The following is a 20,858-nucleotide window of genomic DNA, read 5'->3' as shown; positions in this document are numbered from 1 at the left end:
GTTCATGATGCCTTCCTGCCGCGCAGCCACTTGTTGGGCAACTGGTACATATTGCGCACCACCAGGGAAAACGCCTTCACCGCCAGCGCCGGGCGCCGGTCGATGGCTTCCAGGGCTTCTTCGATCATCACCAGGACATGGTGCAACGCTTCGGCGCTGATGTTCAGCGGCGGATAGAAGCGCAGTACCGGGCGTGTGGCCTTTTCATTCATCGAATGCCCGGCATGCACGCCACGCTTGCCCAGTTCCATGCTCATCAAGGCTTCATAGACCGAGCCGCGCAGACGTAGGCCGGTCATCAAACCGACGCCTGGTACGTCCTCGACGATGTGCGGATAGCGCAAGGCCAGCCGTTGCAGGCCATGACGCAATAAACCACCGTTGACCCGCGACTGCTCCACCAGGTTGTGTTGCTCGATGTAGTCAATGGCCGCGAGCGCCGAAGCACAGGCCACCGGGTGCCCGCCGTTGGTTCGTGTGTCAGGCTCGATTTCGCTGAGCGGATACTGGGTGACCAGGCGCTGGCTGTACATGGCGCAGGCAAACGAGGTGTAGCCGCCGGTCAAGCCCTTGGAGAGGATCATGATGTCGGGCACTACTTCGTCATATTGCACAGCGAACCATTTGCCGCAGCGCCCGAAACCGGTCTGGATTTCATCGGCCACCAACAGCGTACCGGTGGCATCGCACAAGGCCCGAAGATTGGCCATGTAGCCCACCGGGGGCACCTGTAAATGAGCACCACCCAGAATCGGTTCGACGTACACCGCACACACGCCCTCGCCCACGGCTTTTTGCAGGGCGGCGAAATCGCCGTAGGGCACGCAGGTCACGTCAGGGGGATCGATACCATAGCTGGCATGGTTCTGTTGCTGGCCAAGAATGCTCATCGCCGCCAAGGTCTTGCCATGGTAAGAACCGCTCATCACCACGATTCCACGCCGATGGGACTGGACTTTCAACACATACCGCAGGCTCTGCTCGACGGCTTCGGCGCCCGAGACCATGAATTGCACATCGCCCCATTCCCCCGGCACCAACTGGCACAGCCGCTCGGACAGGGTGTCCTGAAGCGGGTGGCGCCGGCCTTCCGGCACCCAGGCCATCTGATTCAATTGCACCTGCACCCGCTCACGCACCGTCGGATTGCGATGGCCGACGATAAACACGCCATAACTGCACGCGCAGTCGATAAAGCGCTTGCCGGTGTGGTCGGTGACATGAATGCCATCGGCCTGTTGCTCGACGCTGGTCTTGCCCAGGCGATACAGCTTGGCCGCCGACGCACTCCAGTGGCGCTGGCAGTCATCCAACAGTTGTTCATGCGGCCTGAGTAAGGACATGGCTTAACGTTTCCTTGATGATGTGCGCAGCACGTTGAATGTGTTCAGGGCGAGCGCTGATCGGGCAGCGCAAGATCAATTCGCGGCCACGGGGCGCGCTGACATAGACGCCTTGCTGGTAAAGCGCTTCGCAGAGCATGGCCGGTTGCAGGTCATCGGTCAGCGGTAAACTGACCCAGGCCCCCACGGCCACGGCCCCGAATGAAGCCAGGGTTTGTGCCAGGTACTGGCCGTTTTCCTGGCATTGCCAGGGCGAATCGTGGGTTTGCACGTAATCCAGCGCGGCCAGGGCCGCCACGCAGGCCATTGGATTACCGGCGGTGGTGCTACCGTGTTTGGCCGGGCTGCTGCGCCCATAGACCTGCCAGGCCATGTGCTCGCTGCAGGTATAGGTGCCGATGGGAATCGCGCTGCCGCCCAGGGGCCCGCCGAGCACGACAATGTCCGGAACCGGGCGATAACGCTGGAAACCGAACAGCGAACCCAGGCTGCCGAGGCAGCTCTGGGTGTCGACCGCGATGACCGGCGCCGACGCCTGTGCCGCGCGAGCATGCAACTGCTCGATCAAGGCCGGCTCGAGCAGTTGCAGCCGGCCGTTTGCATCCGTGCGGGTGCTGCTGTGGCACACCGCAAAGCAGTCGCTCCAATCCACCGTGTCCAGGTCAGCGAGATGACGAATCGCCGCTCGCTTGAACCCCAGGAAACCCTGCACGCCAAGATCGCCCTGCGTGGCATTGAGGCAACGCCCGTAAGTCAGCGAGCCGTAATCCCCCCCCTGGATGAACACAATGGTGTTGCCCTTGGGCTTGAGTCCCTTGCACAACTTCAAGGCGCCCTCAAAAGCCTCATCGCCGGAGCTGCACACATATGAGCTGACCAGCGGCGCGGGCAGCAGCTCGGCCAGACGTCGGCACAAGGCAAGCAACGGTTCGGACATCAGTACCCGATTGGACAGGCCCATGATGTCCGCCTGGCGGCTGACCGCCTCGATCACGGACGGCACCTGGAAGCCGAACCCGCCGCTCAGATCGATAATCTGCCGGCCATCGCCGTCGAGGTAGGTCTCGTACTGTCCGCTGATAATGTATTTGTTGTTCTTCATGAGGAGTCTCAGCGGTAGCTCAAGGCGTTGAAAATGCGCCGACGCTCATCGACGATGGTTTCCCGACCGTGCATGACCCGACGGTTGTCGATCATCACCACGTCGTGATCCCGCCAGCCCACCGGACAGGTGTACTGCTCGGACACCTCGGCGATCTCGGCCAGGAACTTGGCGGGAATCGGCTGCCCGGACACCGTATCGATCACCGGAGCTTCGTAGTTGAAGGACGGCCCCAGGATGCTGTTGGCAAAAGCCGGGCGCTGGCTGAAGGCGGATGTCAGGATCGCCGACGTGCTGAAGGCGTAGTGGATCGAGTCGTCGGCGGGGTTGAAGGAAATCTGGGTTTGCGGATCATCACCGATGACCTGCAACAGGTCGTCGATACCCACGGCCGCCGGGTCCGACAACGTCGCTGAGTAGTGACAAACCAGGCGGCGCCATTTTTCTCCCGCCACGGTTCGGCTGTAGCGAATAGGGTTTTCTTCAAAGAAACTGCGACAGCCTGGGGACAGTTTCGCCAGTACCTTCTCACCGTCGCACAAGGTGGTTTGCGAGCCCTTGCGCGGCGCTTCCTGGCAATAGAACCAGGTCATGTCCGGCCAGAACGGTGAGTTGCCATTTTCGCAATGCAGGCCGACCGCCTGGCGCCCGGCATCCACCAACTGCGCCGCGCCACCGACCATGACCCGTGCCGGATCCAGGCTCAATCGCGAGCTGTTTTGCTTCACGTACGCGCTGAAATCCTCGGCGTTGTGGATACAGTTGCGCAACAACACGACACCGTAATGCCCCAGCAGCTCATACAGCTCGCCCTTACCCAGGCTGGCGAAATGGTGCGGCTCGACGATGGATACGTCCGGGTTCTTAAAGTGAAAGGCAGGTGTGCTCATTGGATGCATTCCTTTGCAGAGTGGAAAAAACACTGGCGATATCGGCACGTTTCGGCCGGCCGGTGACGGTATAAAGCTGCTCGAGCAACGGATCGTCCTTGGTCAACAACCAGAGTCGGTTCGGGCGTTCGATGTCAGAGAAACGCCCCGCCGACCAGGCAACCAGCTCATTACGCGCCGGTGGCGACTCGACGCACAGCAACGCCACCAGACCGTGAAGCTCATCAAAAAACACCGCAGCGTCGTTTACGCCTGGGTATTTTCGATACTCAAGCTCAACCTGCTCGGGGCTGACGTTGCGGCCATTGGGCAGGCAAATCACGTTCTTCTTGCGCCCATGCACATAGAGGTAGCCATCGGCATCCAGGGTCCCCAAGTCACCGGTATCCATCCAGCCGTCGCCGGACATGGAGCAGGCGCTAGGGTCGGTGCCCGAGTAGCCGCTGAACAGCGAGCTGCTCTTGACCTCGATGGTCTGGTCGGCACCGATACGCACTTGGACATGGGGCAACGGCTTGCCGACGCTGCCAAGACGTTGCTGCTCGACGGTATTCATGCTGACGACCGAGGCGTTCTCCGAAAGCCCGTAGCCCTGGTACACCCCAATACCTAGCTCAGCCAGACCGCGCAGGACATCAATACTCACCGCCGCACCGCCGCAGGTGATATGCACGCCGGATTTCAAGTAACGCGCGAGGCCCTCGCCCTGCTCGCCCCCCTCGTTCAGTTGTTCCAGGAAGCGATTGACCATGACCGGCGGAACGGTCAGGGCCGTTGGCTGGACTTGCAGGAGCCAGTCGACCAGGCGCTGCGGTGAAGCGCCAGGCTCACCGAGCAACGGTTCGTTCGGCGGTAGAAAATGCACGGTCCCGCCAGCCAGCAGCGGCAGATACGCGGCGGTCACCTGTTCAAGCAACAAACTCAACGGGACCAGCGACAGGTAACGACGATGAGCATTGGCTGGCATGCCTTGGCGCAGCGACGCCAGCACTGTGCCAACCGCCTGGGTACTCAGGCGCACACCCTTTGGCCGGCTTGTGGTGCCCGAGGTGTGAATGATTTTGCAGATCCAGTCATCGTCGCCGTCCGGCGTATATAACAGTGGCTGCTCAATCAGCGGTTCATTGAGGCGTTGCAGGCGGCTGTCGGGAAAATTCAGCTTCCAGCGTTGCGCCAGGGTTCGCTGCCCGGCGGCATCCACCAGAAACCCGTCGCACCCTCCAGCCAAGTGCTCAGCCTGGGACTGGCTGAACGCCAACGGCAAGGGCAACGCAGTGATCCCGGCGAACAGGCACGCCAGGTCGGCCACCAGCCAGTCACTGCTGTTACGTGTCGCAATCCCCAGCACGACCTGATCGCCATGAGCCTGGCTTGCGAAACGCCGCTGCAGTGTTGCCGCCAGATTGAGCGAGCGATGTTCCAGCTCGCCATAGGTCAATTCCACGGGCTCATTACCCGATTGCGACCAGTCAACCGCACAGATGGCCTGGCGGTTGTCCCGCAACGCGCGTTGCAACTGACTGATAAAGCCGCCGCTCATGGCCGCGCCCTCACCAGAGAATCGCTGGGCAATTGCGTGAATGAAGTATTGAGGGTCATGGCGGCGAAACGTGAACGCTGTGGATCTACCCGGATAAAACCGGTGACTGGCAACTTGGCGTAATAGCTGCCCCATTTCTTGCCGTCGCCGTCGGCCAGGCGCGTAGGGTCTGCGGTCAGCAGTGGCTCGAAATCGATCTGGCAACTCTCCATCATTTGCCGGACTCGAGGGGTCACCGTGCACAACAGGTAGTGCCCACCCATGCACCAGGCCAACAACGGAATCATGTTGACCAGAATCATTCCGGCCGTCAGGTGATGGGAGATCAGGTTACCGATCTCGACAATGTTCGAGCGATCAATGGTTTTCTCGAAACGCTGGGACAATATCTCGTTTATCGGTTGTGTCAGGTATTGCTCGGAAAACAACGTGCGGTGGTCCGCAAACGTAATACCGGCGCAAGCAAGAATACGATCTGCCGGATCCTGAGTGACCGCAAAGTATTGCGGATTCGGTTCAACCGAAGCGGAATAAGAACTGCGAAATTTCTCCTTCACTACTTCTGTGGCTTGCACCCATAACGGCGTCTTAGTTTCAGCGACACGTATTTGCATTTCGTCCTCCTCCGTCCTTGTGCAGGATTCCTGTAAAAAGCGAGGCGAGCATATTGGGGAAAAGTCCTACAGACCATTTAAAAAATAAATTGCTTCCGCTAATATGTAAATAAACGTCTTTGTCATAAAAACATAGGACGCTAGTCCATGGATTGCGCCAAGAAGGATCTTATGCTCAATAGTAATTTGCTTAGAAAGCTGGACATGCAGGACTTGATGGTGTTTGTCGCAGTGTACGAGCAGAGCAGCGTCACCGAGGTGTCCGAGGCCCTGTGTGTCAGCCAGTCAACCGTGAGCTACTGCCTGAAGAAGCTGCGCACAAGCTTCGAAGATGAACTTTTCGTTAATACCCGCAGTGGCATGCGCCCCACCAGCAAAGCCACCGCCATGTACAGCCATATACTGAAGATTCTCAAAACAATAAATATCTGCCACTCCGGCATTGAGGCATTCGACCCGACCCAAAAAGAGAGAGTATTCAATGTTTGCGCGCCCGAGTACTTTGAACTTCTTATCTTGCCAAAATTAGTAAAATGTTTTATCGGCAGCCGTCTTCCGGTCATCATTAACATAACGAAATTTCACAGAGATATTCCCGCCGAGGAACTGATGGATGGCCGCTTCGACTTGGTCATTTGTTTTGGCCCAAACCTCCATCGCGGTGGCAAAGGTTTGCGCTCGCAAGTATTACTGGAAGATGAGTTGATCTGCGTAGTTGATAAAAACTTCACGCTGACGCAAGAGGACTTCAGCCTGGAGACATTTGCCGCGTGCCAGCATGTTTTTCCGACGCCCTGGACATCCGACACCAACATGATAGATGGATGGCTCGCCCGCCAGGGCTACACCCGCCAGATTGTCGCTCGGGCCAACAGTTATGTGGCGGCACTCAATATGATCAGCGGGACCGACTTCATCCTCACCCTGCCTCGGCGCATCCAGGCGTTGACCTGCGATGAACACAAATTCAGCCATCGCCGAGCACCGACGGGTTTACCGAACTTCACGCTGGAGATGATGTGGAGCGAAAAACCGAGCCTGGACAACGCCAACATCTGGTTTCGCGAACAGATCGTAAAAGTATGCGCTGAGGACGGCCTGCTTTAATCGACCCGGGAGCCACTCGAACCGTCGAGTGGCTCAGGATGGCGGCCTGCGACTTTTCATCAGGCAAAAAAAAATCCGGAAATCCTCACTTTCGTGGGCCTTCCAGACTTTTAAAACTGCTAAAAATGGTGGGTCGTGTGGGATTCGAACCTACGACCAATTGGTTAAAAGCCAACTGCTCTACCAACTGAGCTAACGACCCGCTGTGTGGTGGCGCGTATAATACTGATTTTTAAGGACTATTCAACACTTAATTTGAAATAAATCAAAAATAACGGGTTGGATCGCTCACGCCCGCCGCTGCGAAGCCTTCTGCACGCAGGCGGCAGCTGTCGCATTTGCCGCAAGCACGGCCCTGATCGTCGGCCTGATAGCAGGAAACGGTCAGTCCATAGTCCACACCAAGCTTTACACCGGCCTTGACGATATCGGCCTTGCTGAGATTCTGCAGCGGCGCCTGGATACGGAAGCCCTGCCCCTCAACACCAGCCTTGGTCGCCAGATTGGCCATGCGCTCGAAGGCTTCGACGAACTCCGGGCGGCAGTCCGGATAGCCGGAGTAATCCACGGCATTGACGCCAATGAAAATGTCACGGGCGCCCAGCACTTCGGCCCACCCCAGCGCCAAGGACAGGAACACCGTATTGCGCGCCGGCACATACGTCACCGGAATGCCTTCGCTCGGTGCTTCGGGTACAGCAATGGAACTGTCGGTCAGGGCCGAACCACCAATGCCGTTGAGGTTCAGGCCAATCACCTTGTGTTCCACCACACCCAAATCCCGGGCAACCCGCTCGGCGGCGTGCAGCTCGGCACGGTGACGCTGACCGTAATCGAAACTCATGGTGTAGCAGCGGTAGCCTTCAGCGCGGGCCATGGCCACCACCGTCGCCGAGTCCAGGCCACCAGACAGCAGGATAACCGCACGTTTTTCTGCAATGTTCGCTTGCTCAGTCATATCAGCGCCCCGGTTCGTCGTTCCAAAGATATTTGTGCAACTGCAATTGCAGGCGCACCGGCAGATTGTCCGCCACCACCCAGTCCGCCAGGTCCCGGGCGTTCAAATCGTGATGACTCGGCGAAAACAATACTTCGCCGGCACGCTGGTCGAGACCGTACTGAATCAGTTTGGACACCGCCCAGTCATAGTCTTCCCGCGAACAGATGACAAACTTGACCTGATCGTTGGACGTCAGCAGCTCGATATTCTCATAACGGTTGCGATGCGCTTCCTTGGAACCCGGGGTTTTCAGGTCCACGACGCGACTGACGCGCGGGTCGACGGCCGAAATGTCCAAGGCACCGCTGGTTTCCAGCGAAACCTCATAACCGGCATCGCACAGCTGCTTGAGTAATGGGATGGCATTGGGTTGCGCCAATGGCTCGCCCCCTGTGACACACACATAGCGCGGACGATAGCCGGCCACTTGCTCAAGGATATCGTCGAGGGTTCGCAAGGTGCCGCCGTTGAACGCGTAGGCACTGTCGCAGTACTGGCAACGTAACGGGCAGCCGGTGAGGCGCACAAAAACTGTGGGCAGCCCGGCCGTTCGCGTTTCACCCTGCAACGAGTAAAAAACTTCGGTGATTCTCAATGTGTCTTGCATAGTCGCCACGGGCGTAACAGCTAAACAGGCTGTCCGCCTCCGTCAGGCACTTGAAGGAACCCCGCCAACGCGCAGATCCCAAAAAGCGTGTTTCATAAAAAGGGCGTGAATTCTAACGAAAAAACCCGCGACAGGCGCGGGTTTCTTCAATACAGGGTCAAACCGGTCTACATGCGCTGCAGATCACGCTGGGCCAACTGGGCGGCGGAGGTACCCGGGTATTGGGCCACCACCTGCTGCAGAATGCCTTTTACCTTGTCAGTGTGACCGAGGCGGCGCTCTACGTCAGCCAGCTTGTACAGTGAATCCGGCACCTTGGCGTGCTTGGGATACAGCTGCGAAACCTTGGCGAATGCCTGGCCGGCGCCTTGCAGGTCGCCCTTGGCCAGGTTCACTTCACCCAACCAGTATTGGGCGTTGCCCGAATACTGGCTGTTTGGGTATTTGCGCAGGAAAGCGGCAAAGGCCTGGCTGGCCTTGTCGAAATCCTTGGCCTTGATCAGGTCGAAGGCAGCATCGTAATAGAGCTTTTCCTTCGCCGGATCAGCCGGCTCGCCACCGGCGGCCGGTGCTGGAGCAGTTGCCCCAGCGCCTGCGGCTGCACCGGGGGCGTTCAAGTCGCCACCGGCAGGAGAATTCTCAGGAGTCGCGGCAGGTGCAGGTGCAACGCCGGTTCCTATGCGCCGATCAAGATCCTGGTATCGCTCCAGGTTTTCCTGCTTCATGCGCGAAATATCATTTTGCAGAACTTCAATCACGCCTTGCTGGCGCGACAGCTGATCCTGCATTTGTTGGAGCTGGTTGAACAGCTCGCCCTGTGCCGAGACAGGGGCCGAAACCCCTCCCCCGGCATAGGCGCCGTTCGTACCGTAACCTGCAGGCGGATAGCTGCTCCCGCTATTGTTATAGCCGGTATCGTTATCGACCACAGGAACCGCAGCCCACGCCGCAAGCGGCGCGAGGCTGAGAGCCAGAACAGTTACAGCACGACGGCACGTTCGCATGACGAATTACTTACGCAGTTCGACGCGACGGTTTTGAGCCCAGGACTGCTCGTCGTTGCCGGTAGCAACTGGACGCTCTTCGCCGTAGGAAACCAGTTCCAGCTGAGCTGGGGAAACACCTTGCAGTACCAGGTAGCGTTGAACGGCTTTCGCACGACGCTCGCCCAGTGCCATGTTGTACTCACGAGTACCACGTTCGTCGGTGTTGCCTTCCAGAACAACGCGAGCGCCGTTCGACTTCAGGTCTTTGGCGTGAACGTCCAGAGCGCGCATGGCTTCTGGCTTCAGGTCCGAGCTGTCGTATTCGAAGTAGAAGGTGGTGATTGCGCGCAGAGCAGCTTCTTCGCTCAGGGAGCCGTCAACTGCACCAGTGTTAGCGCCGTAACCAGCGTTTGGATCAACAGCGCCTTCACCGGCGTTGTCGCCGCCTTTGGACGAGCAACCTACAGCTACAGCCATGGCCAGAGCCAGCGCAGCAAATTTACCAAACTTCAGCATTTCCATCGTGAAACTCCTAATGAACCCCAGTGTGTTAAGTAAAACGTATAGCGCCGCGTCAGTTCAGGTAAGGGGACCAGGACGGTTCTCTGACTTCGCCTTGTGCGGTAGGAAGCGGGAGCCTCACGCGTCCATTAATGGACACGAGCATCAAGACTCCCCGGCCCTGCTGGCGGGTGGCGTAGATTACCATGGTGCCGTTGGGCGCAACAGTAGGTGACTCGTCCAGAGTGCTATCAGTGAGGATTTTTACGCTACCGCGCTGCAAATCCTGGGCCGCCACCTTGAAATTAGTGAAACCATCCTGGCGATGGATCATCACCAGGGTCTTTTCGTCCGCCGACAGTTTAGGGTTGGCGTTGTAGTTACCCACGAACGTCACACGCTCGGCACCGCCGCCACCCGCACTGGTCTTGTAGATCTGTGGCTTGCCGCCACGGTCGGAGGTGAAGTAGATGGTCGAGCCATCCTTGCCCCAGAACGGTTCGGTGTTGATGCCCGGGCCATTGGTGACGCGGGAGATCGAGCGCGAAGCCAGGTTCATCACATAGATGTCCGGGTTACCGTCCTTGGACAGCACGAACGCCAGGCGAGTACCGTCCGGCGACCAGGCTGGCGCACCGTTGAGGCCTTCGAAGTTGGTGATCTGCTCGCGACGACCAGTATCGATGTGCTGCATGAAGATGCGTGGACGCTTCTGCTCGAACGACACATAGGCGATGCGCTTGCCATCGGGGGCGAAACGCGGCGACAGGATCGGCTCGCGCGATTGCAGCAGGGTCACTGCACGGGCGCCGTCATAGTCGGAACGCTGCAGGGTGTAGCGGGTGTTGTTTTCGGAGAAGCGCTCGGCCGTCACGTAGAGCATGCGGGTAGAAAACGCACCCTTGATGCCGGTGAGTTTCTCGAACGACTGGTCGGCGATGTAGTGCGCCATGTCGCGCAACTGATCGACACTGCCCGACACGCTGCCGGTCAGCACTTGCTGCTCGGTGGCGACGTTGAACAGGGCGTACTGCACCTGCAGGCGACCGCCAGCCGGAACGATGCTGCCGACCATGATGTACTGGGCGCCCAGGGCCTTCCAGTCACGGTAGATGACTTCGCTGGCCTGGGTCGGCAGGCTGATCATGTTCTGCTTCGGAATCGGCGCGTAGTAACCCGAGTTGCGCAGGTCGTTGCCGATGATTTCCGCCATGTCGTCCGGCAGGACGCTACCGCCCTGCCAGCCGAACGGTACGACGGCGATCGGGGTGGCCCGATCGCTGCCGCTGGTGACCAGAATGTTCTTTTCCTCTGCTACCGCTATCCCTGCCAGGCAGCAGATAACGACCAGCATTGATCGAAGAAGGTTTCTCACAAGGCTAGATCCTCAGGTGTGAATGTCATCTTGAATGAACGATAGGGAGCAAAGTCGCTCGGTTTCATTCCTTGCATTTCCGTCAATCGCCCAATGTTCTTGACCGCTGCAACCGCCGAAGCGTCGAACGGACCGTCACCGCTGGACTTGGCAACGCTGACCGAGGTAACCGTACCGTCGGGCAACATGCCGATTTGCAATACTACCGTCATGCCTTTACGCGCCGAAGGTGGGCGAGCCCAGCCTTCCGCCGCTCGGGCGCGAATCAAATCATCGTAACTGCCGGCGACTTCATCGCCCTGCTCATCGGCCAATGCCTGCTGGCGCTCCGGCGTGTCGGAAAGCAAATCTGCCAGGGCCTGGGCCTTTTTGTCTTCGGCGGATTTACGCGCTGCGTCCTGGGCCTTTTTCTTGGCGGCGTCGGCGGCGGCTTTCTTCTTCGCGTCTTCGGCGACTTTCTTTTTCGCCTCGTCAGCTTCAGCTTTCTTCTTGGCGTCTTCGGCCGCTTTTTTCTTCGCGTCCTCGACGATCTTTTTCTTCGCTTCTTCAGCGGCCGCTTTCTTGGCCTCTTCTTCAGCGGTTTTCTTGGCTTCTTCTTCGGCTTTCTTCTTGGCTATATCAGCCAATTGTTTCTCTTCGGCCTTTTTTGCCTCGGCGGTTTTCTTCGCTTCGTCGGCTTTCTTGGCTTCATCAGCCTTTTTTGCCTCGTCCGCTTTCTTCGCCTCGTCGGCCTTCTTGGCTTCCTCGGCCTTTTGAGCCGCTTCCTCTTTCTTTTGTTCCGCTGCCTTTATCGCTTCCTGCTCGACCTTCTTCTGTTCCATCTGCTCGACTTCAGTCTGACGCGCAGCGGATTTCTTCGCCTCACCGGCCAGCTTCTGGTTGGTCTGCGTGGTGGCCTGGCTTTTCGACTTGAGCTGGTACAACGTCGCCTGCACGATCGGCTTGGCCGGCGGCAGCTCCGGGGTCATGGCAAAACTGACGAACAGCATGCCGAACACCAGCACATGCAGGCCGATTGCCAGGACACTGGGCCAGAAGTAGCTTTCCGAGGCGGACGGCTCTCGCTGTTGCTGCATCAGGGCGCCTCAGTGATCAAGCCAACGTTACCGACCCCGGCTTTCTGCAAACCGCCCATGGCGCCCATCACGGCACCGTAGTCGACGGTCTTGTCGCCGCGAATGAAGACCTGGGTGCGCTTGCCGTTACCGTTGCCGGCATTGATGATCTTGGTCACCGCGTCGGTCATCTGCGGCAACGTCATGGCGCGGTCCTGCTGCTTCTCGGTGTCGACTTCGCTGCCAAGGTTCCAGTAGTAGGTCTTGTCAGCCTTGATCGAAATGGTCAGTACCTGGGTGTTGTTGTCCTGCGGCAAGGCTTCGCTGGAAACCTTGGGCAGATCGACCTTCACGCCCTGATTGAGCATCGGCGCGGTCACCATGAAGATGACCAGCAGCACCAACATCACGTCGATGTAGGGCACCACGTTCATCTCGGCAACCGGCTTGCGCTTGTTTCGGGCTCGAGCGATTAAAGCCATGGGGAAATACCTGCTTATTCTTCGCTGGTGTGCACTTTGCGGTGCAGGATCGCCTGGAACTCATCGGCGAAGGTGTAGTAGCGGCTGGTCAGCGTTTCGCTGCGGGCAGCGAAGCGGTTGTAGGCGATAACGGCCGGAATGGCCGCGAACAGGCCGATGGCGGTGGCGACCAGTGCCTCGGCGATACCCGGGGCTACAGTAGCCAGGGTCGCTTGTTGGGCGGAGGCCAGGCCACGGAAGGAGTTCATGATCCCCCACACGGTACCGAACAGGCCGATATACGGGCTGACCGAACCGACGGTGGCCAGGAACGACAGGCCCTGTTCGAGTTTTTCTTCCTCACGGGAGATAGCCACACGCATGGCACGGGCCACGCCTTCCATCACCGCTTCCGGGTCAACGCCTGGCTGCTGGCGCAGACGGGAGAATTCCTTGAAGCCGGCACGGAAGATCTGCTCCACGCCCGAATCCGGGTCCGGGTTGCTACCGGCCTGGCGGTAGAGTTTGGACAGGTCGATGCCGGACCAGAAGCGCTCTTCGAAGCTCTCCAGGGCACGGCGACCGGCGCGCAGCATATTGCTGCGCTGAAAAATCATGATCCATGAGGTCACCGATGCGGCTACCAGGATCAGCATTACCAGTTGCACCACGACACTGGCATTGCTGACCAGGCTCCACATGGAGGTATGGTCGACGACGTTAGCTTCCACGCTTTATCTCCTGCTCTGAGTGTGTACCCGCGCCGCTCACGCCGGCAAAGGCCGCACGTAGAGCTTCGGGAATGGCCCGGGGTTTCAAACTATGGGTGCGCACACAGGCCACCAAAAACTGCCCTTCACAGAGCAGCACATTATCCGTAGCCCGCCTGACCTGCTGCTTGAAACGCAGGCTGACACGGTTCAATTCGATGACATCGGCACTTACCAGAAGCTCGTCGTCCAGTCGCGCCGGCGCGTGGTAGCGCGCTTCGCTGGAATGCACGACGAATAACAGGTCCTCCCCTGCCAGTGCGGATTGGGCAAAACCCAGTTCCCGCAGCCGTTCGGTTCGAGCCCGTTCCATAAACTTGAGGTAATTGACGTAGTAAACGATGCCGCCGGCATCGGTGTCCTCGTAATAAACGCGACAGCGATGTGCGAACGACTCCAGCCCGTTTTGCGCGCGCATACTCTAGTGCTTACTCCTCAGGTTGCCAATCGGCCAGGCAACTGTTTTTTCATTCTCGAAGGCATTGACGCTCCGAGTGTCGTCTGGGACAGCACGAACCCGAAAAAAGTCGTTGCACAAAGCTCGTTCAATCGTCCACGGCATCGAGGAATTCGTCTACCACCGGCATCTCACCCATTCGTGTCGGGATGTTTAAGCCGAAATGCAAATAGGCATGGCGGGTCACCACGCGTCCACGGGGGGTGCGCATGATGTAGCCCTGCTGGATCAGATACGGTTCCAGCACATCCTCGATGGTGTGGCGCTCTTCGCTGATGGCCGCGGCCAGGCTGTCCACACCCACCGGCCCCCCGTCGAATTTCTCGATCATAGTCAGCAGCAGGCGCCGGTCCTGGTGGTCGAAGCCGCGCTCATCGATGTCCAGCAGGTTCAATGCCAGGTCGGCAATCGGCTTGGTGATGTGGCCCTTGGCCCGGACTTCGGCGAAATCCCGGACCCGGCGCAGCAGTCGGTTGGCGATCCGTGGTGTGCCCCGGGCCCGACGGGCGATCTCATAAGCACCGTCCGGGTCCAGCGGCAGCCCGAGGATGCCTGCCGAGCGGCTGACAATCGTCGCCAGGTCGGCGTTGTTGTAGAACTCCAGGCGCTGGACGATCCCGAAACGGTCGCGCAGTGGATTGGTCAGCATGCCAGCGCGGGTGGTGGCGCCCACCAGGGTGAAAGGCGGCAGGTCGAGCTTGATGGAGCGCGCCGCCGGCCCTTCGCCGATCATGATGTCGAGCTGGAAATCTTCCATGGCCGGGTACAACACTTCCTCGACGATCGGCGACAGGCGATGGATTTCGTCGATGAACAGCACGTCGTGGGGCTCAAGATTGGTCAGCAGCGCCGCCAAGTCACCCGGCCGCTCAAGGACCGGCCCGGACGTGCTCTTGATCGACACGCCCATTTCCTGGGCAATGATGTTGGCCAGGGTGGTCTTGCCCAGGCCCGGCGGGCCGAAGATCAAGGTGTGGTCCAACGACTCGCTGCGCCCACGGGCTGCCTGGATGAACAGTTCCATCTGCTCGCGCACGGTCGGTTGACCGATATAGTCGGCCAGGCTGACGGGGCGAATCGCGCGGTCCTGGATTTCCTCGCGGTCACGGGGCGCGCCCGTGGCGGCGATCAGACGGTCAGCTTCAATCACTTAAATCATTCCCTTCAGGGCACGACGAATCATATCTTCGGTGCTCAGGCCTTTTTCCTTGATGGCGGAAATCGCCTTGCTGGCTTCCTGCGGCTTGTAGCCCAGGGAAATCAGCGCGGTAACCGCATCGCTTTCGGCACTGACCGCAGGTGCCGGCGCGTCCGGCTGGTTCGGCACCAATGCGAACATCGCCGGTACGGCTTCCCAGGCCTTGAAGCGGTCCTTGAGCTCGACCAACAGGCGCTCGGCAGTTTTCTTGCCCACACCTGGCACTTTGGTCAAGGCCGAGGTGTCCTGGGACTGCACGCAACGCACCAGCTCGTCGACTTCCAGGCTCGACATCAAGGCCAGGGCCAGTTTCGGGCCGACGCCATTGAGGCGAATCAACTCACGGAAGAAATCCCGCTCGCGCTTGCCGACGAAGCCATAGAGTAACTGTGCATCCTCACGCACGACCAAATGGGTGTGCAGGGTCAGCGGCTCACCGACCGACGGCAAGCGATACAGCGTGGTCATGGGCACTTCAAGCTCATAACCCAAGCCATTTACATCCAGAATCAGGTGCGGCGGCTGTTTTTCAGCCAGGGTGCCGCGCAAGCGTCCAATCACGTTTCAGATCCTTGGGCGTAGGCCAGCTGCTGGCTGGCGAGTCACAGCCAGAGCAGGAACGCCGACAACACAGGCGCAAAATGCTCGGGCTCACGAAAGATTGCGCTGATGCTATCAGAGACGCAGGCGCCCGCCACGACTGCGTGCGGCTCCCAGGCCGTGAGGCAACAGACTGGAACGGGTATGGGCATGGCAAATGGCGATGGCCAGGGCGTCGGAGGCGTCGATTTGCGGCTTGCTGACCAGTTTCAATAAGTGCATCACCATCATTTGCACCTGTTCCTTGTTCGCCGCGCCCGTTCCGACAACGGCCTGCTTGACCTGGGTGGCCGTGTATTCGGCGATCTCCAGGTTTTCCTCGGCGCCAGCCACGATCGCCGCGCCCCGGGCCTGCCCCAGCTTCAGGGCAGAATCGGCGTTGCGCGCCATGAAGACCCTTTCGATGCCCATGGTGACCGGGCCGTAGGTCTGGATGACTTCGCGCACGCCGCGATAAACAATCTGCAAACGCTCGTGCAACTCACCGGCACCGGTACGAATACAGCCGGAAGCGACGTACACGCAGCCGCGCCCGGTGTCGCGAACCACGCCGTAGCCGGTGATGCGCGAACCGGGGTCGATGCCAAGGATTAAAGTCATAGCGCCTGCGGTTTGAGGGGAGTTATTCAGACCTGTGGGAGCGAGCTTGCTCGCGATGGCGTCGGATCAGCAAGCAAAGCGTTGACTGAAGTACCGCTATCGCGAGCAAGCTCGCTCCCACATTTTGGTCATTAGCAATCGTCAATGTTTGACCAGGCCTTCTCAGCCAAGCTGTTCAGCCACCGACTCCGGAATATCGGCATTGGAGTAGACGTTCTGCACATCGTCCAGGTCTTCGAGCATGTCGATCAGCTTGAGCACCTTCTCGGCGCCTTCCAGGTCGAGCTCGGCGCTGGTGGTCGGTTGCATGACGATTTCCGCGTCGGCCGGCTTGAACCCAGCTGCTTCCAGGGCGTTGCGCACGGCATAGAAGCTGACGAACGAAGTGAATACGTCGAACGAACCGTCCTCATGACTGACCACGTCATCGGCGTCGGCTTCCAGGGCCGCCTCTGTCAGGGCATCTTCATCGAGGCCCGGCGCGAAGCTGATCTGCCCCTTGCGCTCGAACAGGTACGCCACCGAACCGTCAGTGCCCAGGTTGCCACCGCACTTGCTGAAGGCGTGACGCACGGCCGCCGCGGTACGGTTGCGGTTGTCGGTCATGCACTCGACCATCACCGCCACACCGCCCGGGCCGTAACCTTCATAGGTCAGCTCTTCAACGTTGTCGGCCTCGGTCGCACCCGCGCCCCGGGCGACGGCCCGGTCGATGATGTCGCGGCTCATATTCGCACCCAGTGCCTTGTCCAGGGCCAGGCGCAAACGCGGGTTGGAACCCGGATCGCCGCCACCCTGGCGGGCCGCGACCGTCAGCTCACGGATCCACTTGGTAAAGATCTTGCCCCTCTTGGCATCCTGACGTTCTTTGCGGTGCTTGATGTTCGCCCACTTGGAATGACCTGCCATAACTCGCTCCGGTTTTGCTTTGAAACATTGCCCGCCCTGCGCTCACGCAGCAGCCGGCAATCAGAAATATGGACCCCAATGAAAAGGCGCATCCGAAGATGCGCCCTCAGGTGCCGGCCTTACTCAGCCTTTGGCTGTTCACGCAGACGGATGTGCAACTCGCGCAGCGCCTTGGCATCCACCACGCCCGGAGCCTGGGTCATGACATCGGCCGCGCTCTGGGTTTTCGGGAACGCAATCACTTCACGGATCGACTGGGCGCCGGTCATCAGCATTACCAGGCGGTCCAGGCCGAAGGCCAGGCCACCGTGGGGCGGTGCACCGTACTTCAGCGCATCGAGCAGGAAGCCGAATTTCTCTTCCTGTTCCGCTTCGTTGATGCCCAGCAGACGGAAGACCGCCTGTTGCATTTCCTTGCGATGGATACGGATCGAACCGCCACCCAGCTCGGTGCCGTTCAAGACCATGTCGTAAGCGCGCGACAGAGCGGTGGCCGGGTTGGCCTCCAACTCTTGCGGCGAGCACTTCGGCGCGGTGAACGGGTGGTGCAGCGCCGAGAAGCTGCCATCGTCGTTCTCTTCGAACATCGGGAAGTCGACGACCCACATCGGTGCCCACTCACAGGTCAACAGCTTCAGATCGTGACCCAGCTTGATGCGCAGCGCGCCCAGGGCTTCGCTGACGATCTTGGCCTTGTCGGCGCCGAAGAACACGATGTCGCCGTCAACCGCACCCACGCGATCGAGGATCACGTTCAGGTTGGCTTCAGGGATGTTTTTCACGATCGGCGATTGCAGGCCGTCGACACCGGCGGCGCGCTCGTTGACCTTGATGTACGCCAGGCCCTTGGCACCGTAGATGCCGACGAACTTGGTGTAATCGTCGATCTGCTTGCGCGGCATGCTGGCCCCGCCTGGCACACGCAGGGCCGCGATACGGCATTTCGGGTCGTTGGCCGGACCGCTGAACACCTTGAAATCGACTTCCTTGAGCTGGTCGGCCACGTCCACCAGTTCCAACGGGTTACGCAGGTCCGGCTTGTCGGAACCGTAGCGGCGCATGGCCTCTTCGAAGGTCATGTGCGGGAATTCGCCGAACTCCAGACCCAGCACTTCCTTGAACAGGTTGCGGATCATGCCTTCGGTCAGGCCCATGATGTCTTTTTCGTCGAGGAAGCTGGTCTCGATGTCGATCTGAGTGAACTCAGGCTGACGGTCGGCACGCAGGTCTTCATCGCGGAAGCACTTGGCGATCTGGTAGTAGCGATCGAAGCCGGCCACCATCAGCAGTTGCTTGAACAACTGCGGCGATTGCGGCAAGGCGAAGAAACTGCCGGGGTGTGTGCGGCTCGGCACCAGGTAGTCGCGGGCGCCTTCCGGCGTGGCGCGAGTCAGGATCGGCGTCTCGACGTCAAGGAAGCCGTTCTCGTCCAGGTAACGGCGGATGCTGGTGGTCATGCGCGAACGCAGACGCAGCTTCTCGGCCATTTCCGGGCGACGCAGGTCGATGAAGCGGTAGCGCAGTCGGGTTTCTTCGCCCACATCGGAGTATTCGTTGAGTGGGAACGGCGGGGTTTCCGATTCGTTCAGCACTTCCAGCTCATAACCCAGCACTTCGATCATGCCAGACGCCATGTTGGCGTTGCCGGCACCGGCCGGACGCAGGCGGACCTTGCCAGTGATCTTGACCACATATTCGCTGCGCACGCGGTCGGCGGTGGCGAAGGTGTCCGCGCGGTCCGGATCGAACACCACCTGGGCCAGGCCTTCACGATCACGGATATCGAGGAAAATCACCCCGCCATGGTCACGGCGACGATGGACCCATCCGCAAAGAGTAACTTCCTGACCTTCCAGGCTTTCGTTCAGTTGGCCGCAATAATGGCTGCGCATCATGGTAGTGGTTTCACTTCTCGTAATTCGAAATTCGGTTGGAGGCCCTGCCCGTGCAAGAACTCGCGCGTGTTCAACTCAATCAGCTTTGTCGCCACCGGCCAGATTTTTCTTGGCGCCGGTCTTGAAGTCGGTTTCATACCAGCCGGTGCCGCCGAGGCGGAAACCTGGCATGGACAGCATCTTTTTCAGTTCCGGCGCCTGGCAGGCAGGGCAGTCGACCAGCGGTGCCGCGCTGATCTTTTGAATGGCTTCCATCTGATGACCACAGGAAGCACATTGATAGTCGTACATCGGCATGGGGGTTGTCTCGGCGATCAGGTTACTCGCGCAAAGACTGGGCTTTGCGGCAAAGAGCGGGATTATATCCATTAAATGCGGCCTGTGCAGCCGTAAGACGGCACAGGTCGCCCCCATCATTTGATGGAGCTATGTGCTCAGCCTGCCAACGAGGGCTCCACAACCGCCATCCCGGTCTCCTTCAAGCTGTGCACCACGCAAACCACCCGCACCAACCCACTGAAATTGCGTACCCCGCCATGGCGCAGATGCACCTCCCGGTCCACATGGGACAGCAACGTGCTGACGGAACAGCTGTTGAGCCGGGCCATGGCGCCGAGAATATCCCAATAGACCTGTTCCAGGCGCAGACAGGTAGCAAACCCGTTCAGGCGGATGGATCGGGCCAAGGGACGGGCCAGCTGCATGTCGAAGCCACTGACGAACGGATCGATGCTTATGGGCTGACAACGCCCAAGCGCGCCCTCCCTGGATTCCTTTCCTTGAATCATACCGTTGACACTCCTTTGCCATACGAACCTCTCAATTGGGACAACCAATCTGTAGCTCTATGGAAGCTCAACGGCATCGCCAGATCCAGATGACTTTATGACCATCGACGTAGGACAAGCCAGCAGCAGACAGGCGACGAGTTACGCCGTCCTACACCTGACGCGCAGGCAATGATACCGATGGCCACATCAGCAGTTGCGCGACGCTTACTGCCCTTCGAGCAACGAACGCAACATCCATGCGGTCTTTTCGTGGACCTGCATGCGCTGGGTCAGCAGATCGGCGGTCGGCTCATCACTGACCTTGTCCAATAAAGGAAAGATGCCACGGGCCGTACGCGTCACCGCTTCCTGGCCCTCGACCAGTTGCTTGATCATGTCCTCGGCGCCAGGTACGCCCTCCTCTTCCTTTATAGAAGACAAGCGCGCATACACCGAGTAAGCGCCTGGGGCCGGGAAGCCAAGGGCACGAATACGCTCGGCGATCAGGTCCACCGCCAGCGCCAGTTCGTTGTATTGCTCCTCGAACATCAGGTGCAGGGTCCGAAACATCGGCCCCGTGACGTTCCAGTGGAAATTGTGGGTCTTGAGATACAGCACATAGGTGTCCGACAACAGGCGCGACAGCCCGTCGACGATGGACTTGCGATCTTCTTCACTGATACCGATATCAATTGCCATGCTGGTTGATCTCCTGACGGTGATGAATTTGACAATTTAGTGGATATCGCCGCCGGCAGCCTGCGACAAATTGCCAATCCTGCTGAACCGACAAGCCTGGACACCTGACGGTTCCGGCCAGCTGGGAAAATTCAACGCCCTTTGCCAGCCCCCTTCAAGTGCCGATTGGCTTTTCCTGGCCGACGAACAGCGTGGTACACGTCCGTAACGCGTTTGAGAAGGCCGGGGCTTTGCTGTTAAATAGGCAGTGTGTCGCTACGCCTATTTTTCCGGGTATGGCGCATAGGCTGATTCGGAGACGTGTCCAACGCCTCTCATTGTCTCGAAGCGAACCGCCTCCGACCAGCTCTTCCTTGTGATCTGTCTTAACCGTGAGCCA

General features: G+C 59.3%; 23 protein-coding genes and 1 tRNA gene. 1 reads left to right on the top strand and 23 read right to left on the bottom strand.

From position 1 onward, the window contains the following. Positions 1–2: 2 nt before the first annotated feature. From ACWNZ1_RS16010 to ACWNZ1_RS15990, 5 genes are read right to left on the bottom strand one after another with little or no spacing between them, the layout of a single operon-like run. Positions 3–1,343, bottom strand: a complete 1,341-nt coding sequence (locus ACWNZ1_RS16010) for an aspartate aminotransferase family protein (RefSeq protein WP_135846903.1) — start codon at positions 1,341–1,343, stop codon at positions 3–5. Then, on the bottom strand, positions 1,321–2,445 hold the full coding sequence (locus ACWNZ1_RS16005; protein WP_135846904.1) for an aminotransferase class III-fold pyridoxal phosphate-dependent enzyme: 1,125 nt from the start codon (positions 2,443–2,445) through the stop codon (positions 1,321–1,323). Before ACWNZ1_RS16005 ends, ACWNZ1_RS16010 begins: the two co-directional genes overlap by 23 nt. 8 nt (positions 2,446–2,453) lie before the next feature. Next, entirely contained in the window at positions 2,454–3,335 is an 882-nt protein-coding gene (locus ACWNZ1_RS16000) for a TauD/TfdA family dioxygenase (protein WP_456027742.1), read from the bottom strand. Continuing rightward, on the bottom strand, positions 3,310–4,875 hold the full coding sequence (locus tag ACWNZ1_RS15995) for an AMP-binding protein (protein ID WP_135846906.1): 1,566 nt from the start codon (positions 4,873–4,875) through the stop codon (positions 3,310–3,312). The genes ACWNZ1_RS16000 and ACWNZ1_RS15995 overlap by 26 nt, the downstream gene beginning before the upstream one ends. Beyond that, on the bottom strand, positions 4,872–5,489 hold the full coding sequence (locus ACWNZ1_RS15990) for a thermostable hemolysin (RefSeq protein WP_135846907.1): 618 nt from the start codon (positions 5,487–5,489) through the stop codon (positions 4,872–4,874). The genes ACWNZ1_RS15995 and ACWNZ1_RS15990 overlap by 4 nt, the downstream gene beginning before the upstream one ends. Before the next feature lie 171 nt (positions 5,490–5,660). Here ACWNZ1_RS15990 and ACWNZ1_RS15985 point away from each other — a divergent pair, with 171 nt between their 5' ends. Further along, positions 5,661–6,596: a LysR family transcriptional regulator gene (locus ACWNZ1_RS15985; protein WP_135848059.1), complete on the top strand. Its 936-nt coding sequence runs from the start codon at positions 5,661–5,663 to the stop codon at positions 6,594–6,596. A 126-nt stretch (positions 6,597–6,722) separates the two neighbouring features. Here the strand turns inward: ACWNZ1_RS15985 and ACWNZ1_RS15980 are convergent. The 18 genes from ACWNZ1_RS15980 to ACWNZ1_RS15895 all read right to left on the bottom strand — a co-directional run bounded on the left by ACWNZ1_RS15980 (position 6,723) and on the right by ACWNZ1_RS15895 (position 20,479). After that, positions 6,723–6,798: transfer RNA gene (locus ACWNZ1_RS15980), tRNA-Lys, on the bottom strand. A 63-nt stretch (positions 6,799–6,861) separates the two neighbouring features. Then, entirely contained in the window at positions 6,862–7,536 is a 675-nt protein-coding gene (gene queC / locus ACWNZ1_RS15975; RefSeq protein ID WP_178084331.1) for a 7-cyano-7-deazaguanine synthase QueC, read from the bottom strand. A 19-nt stretch (positions 7,537–7,555) separates the two neighbouring features. Then, positions 7,556–8,203: a 7-carboxy-7-deazaguanine synthase QueE gene (queE, locus tag ACWNZ1_RS15970; protein WP_135846909.1), complete on the bottom strand. Its 648-nt coding sequence runs from the start codon at positions 8,201–8,203 to the stop codon at positions 7,556–7,558. Between the two features lie 167 nt (positions 8,204–8,370). Next, positions 8,371–9,207: a tol-pal system protein YbgF gene (gene ybgF / locus ACWNZ1_RS15965; protein WP_135846910.1), complete on the bottom strand. Its 837-nt coding sequence runs from the start codon at positions 9,205–9,207 to the stop codon at positions 8,371–8,373. A gap of 6 nt (positions 9,208–9,213) precedes the next feature. After that, positions 9,214–9,711 (bottom strand): peptidoglycan-associated lipoprotein Pal, encoded by a 498-nt coding sequence (gene pal / locus ACWNZ1_RS15960; RefSeq protein ID WP_003205029.1) that lies wholly within the window; start codon positions 9,709–9,711, stop codon positions 9,214–9,216. A 52-nt stretch (positions 9,712–9,763) separates the two neighbouring features. Then, positions 9,764–11,065, bottom strand: a complete 1,302-nt coding sequence (tolB, locus tag ACWNZ1_RS15955; protein ID WP_135846911.1) for a Tol-Pal system beta propeller repeat protein TolB — start codon at positions 11,063–11,065, stop codon at positions 9,764–9,766. Beyond that, positions 11,062–12,141: a cell envelope integrity protein TolA gene (gene tolA / locus ACWNZ1_RS15950; protein WP_456027741.1), complete on the bottom strand. Its 1,080-nt coding sequence runs from the start codon at positions 12,139–12,141 to the stop codon at positions 11,062–11,064. Before tolA ends, tolB begins: the two co-directional genes overlap by 4 nt. Continuing rightward, positions 12,141–12,593: a protein TolR gene (tolR, locus tag ACWNZ1_RS15945; protein WP_162488970.1), complete on the bottom strand. Its 453-nt coding sequence runs from the start codon at positions 12,591–12,593 to the stop codon at positions 12,141–12,143. The genes tolA and tolR overlap by 1 nt, the downstream gene beginning before the upstream one ends. Before the next feature lie 23 nt (positions 12,594–12,616). Beyond that, positions 12,617–13,312, bottom strand: a complete 696-nt coding sequence (gene tolQ / locus ACWNZ1_RS15940) for a protein TolQ (protein ID WP_135846912.1) — start codon at positions 13,310–13,312, stop codon at positions 12,617–12,619. Beyond that, positions 13,302–13,769 (bottom strand): tol-pal system-associated acyl-CoA thioesterase, encoded by a 468-nt coding sequence (ybgC, locus tag ACWNZ1_RS15935; RefSeq protein ID WP_025215227.1) that lies wholly within the window; start codon positions 13,767–13,769, stop codon positions 13,302–13,304. The genes tolQ and ybgC overlap by 11 nt, the downstream gene beginning before the upstream one ends. A 127-nt stretch (positions 13,770–13,896) precedes the next feature. Further along, complete coding sequence (gene ruvB, locus ACWNZ1_RS15930; protein ID WP_003178599.1) at positions 13,897–14,958, bottom strand: Holliday junction branch migration DNA helicase RuvB; 1,062 nt, start codon at positions 14,956–14,958, stop codon at positions 13,897–13,899. Next, positions 14,959–15,567: a Holliday junction branch migration protein RuvA gene (gene ruvA, locus ACWNZ1_RS15925; protein ID WP_003205039.1), complete on the bottom strand. Its 609-nt coding sequence runs from the start codon at positions 15,565–15,567 to the stop codon at positions 14,959–14,961. It lies immediately after the preceding gene. Positions 15,568–15,681: 114 nt separating this feature from the next. Then, positions 15,682–16,206: a crossover junction endodeoxyribonuclease RuvC gene (gene ruvC / locus ACWNZ1_RS15920; protein WP_046062629.1), complete on the bottom strand. Its 525-nt coding sequence runs from the start codon at positions 16,204–16,206 to the stop codon at positions 15,682–15,684. A gap of 162 nt (positions 16,207–16,368) precedes the next feature. Continuing rightward, on the bottom strand, positions 16,369–17,115 hold the full coding sequence (locus ACWNZ1_RS15915; protein ID WP_135846913.1) for a YebC/PmpR family DNA-binding transcriptional regulator: 747 nt from the start codon (positions 17,113–17,115) through the stop codon (positions 16,369–16,371). 119 nt (positions 17,116–17,234) lie between these two features. Continuing rightward, positions 17,235–19,010 carry an aspartate--tRNA ligase gene (gene aspS, locus ACWNZ1_RS15910; RefSeq protein WP_135846914.1) on the bottom strand — a complete coding sequence of 592 codons (1,776 nt, stop codon included), beginning with the start codon at positions 19,008–19,010 and terminating at the stop codon, positions 17,235–17,237. A gap of 75 nt (positions 19,011–19,085) precedes the next feature. Beyond that, the gene (locus ACWNZ1_RS15905) at positions 19,086–19,307 is read right to left on the bottom strand and encodes an FmdB family zinc ribbon protein (RefSeq protein WP_003178589.1); all 222 of its coding nucleotides are present in this window, start codon (positions 19,305–19,307) and stop codon (positions 19,086–19,088) included. A 137-nt stretch (positions 19,308–19,444) separates the two neighbouring features. Continuing rightward, a complete protein-coding gene (locus tag ACWNZ1_RS15900) occupies positions 19,445–19,798 on the bottom strand; it encodes a ribbon-helix-helix domain-containing protein (RefSeq protein ID WP_135846915.1) in 354 nt (117 codons plus the stop codon). 207 nt (positions 19,799–20,005) lie between these two features. Continuing rightward, positions 20,006–20,479: a Dps family protein gene (locus ACWNZ1_RS15895; protein ID WP_135846916.1), complete on the bottom strand. Its 474-nt coding sequence runs from the start codon at positions 20,477–20,479 to the stop codon at positions 20,006–20,008. Positions 20,480–20,858: the final 379 nt, after the last annotated feature.

It is taken from the genome of Pseudomonas sp. CFBP 5748 (genome assembly GCF_053850495.1).
This window is presented reverse-complemented; position numbering and strand designations above follow the sequence as displayed.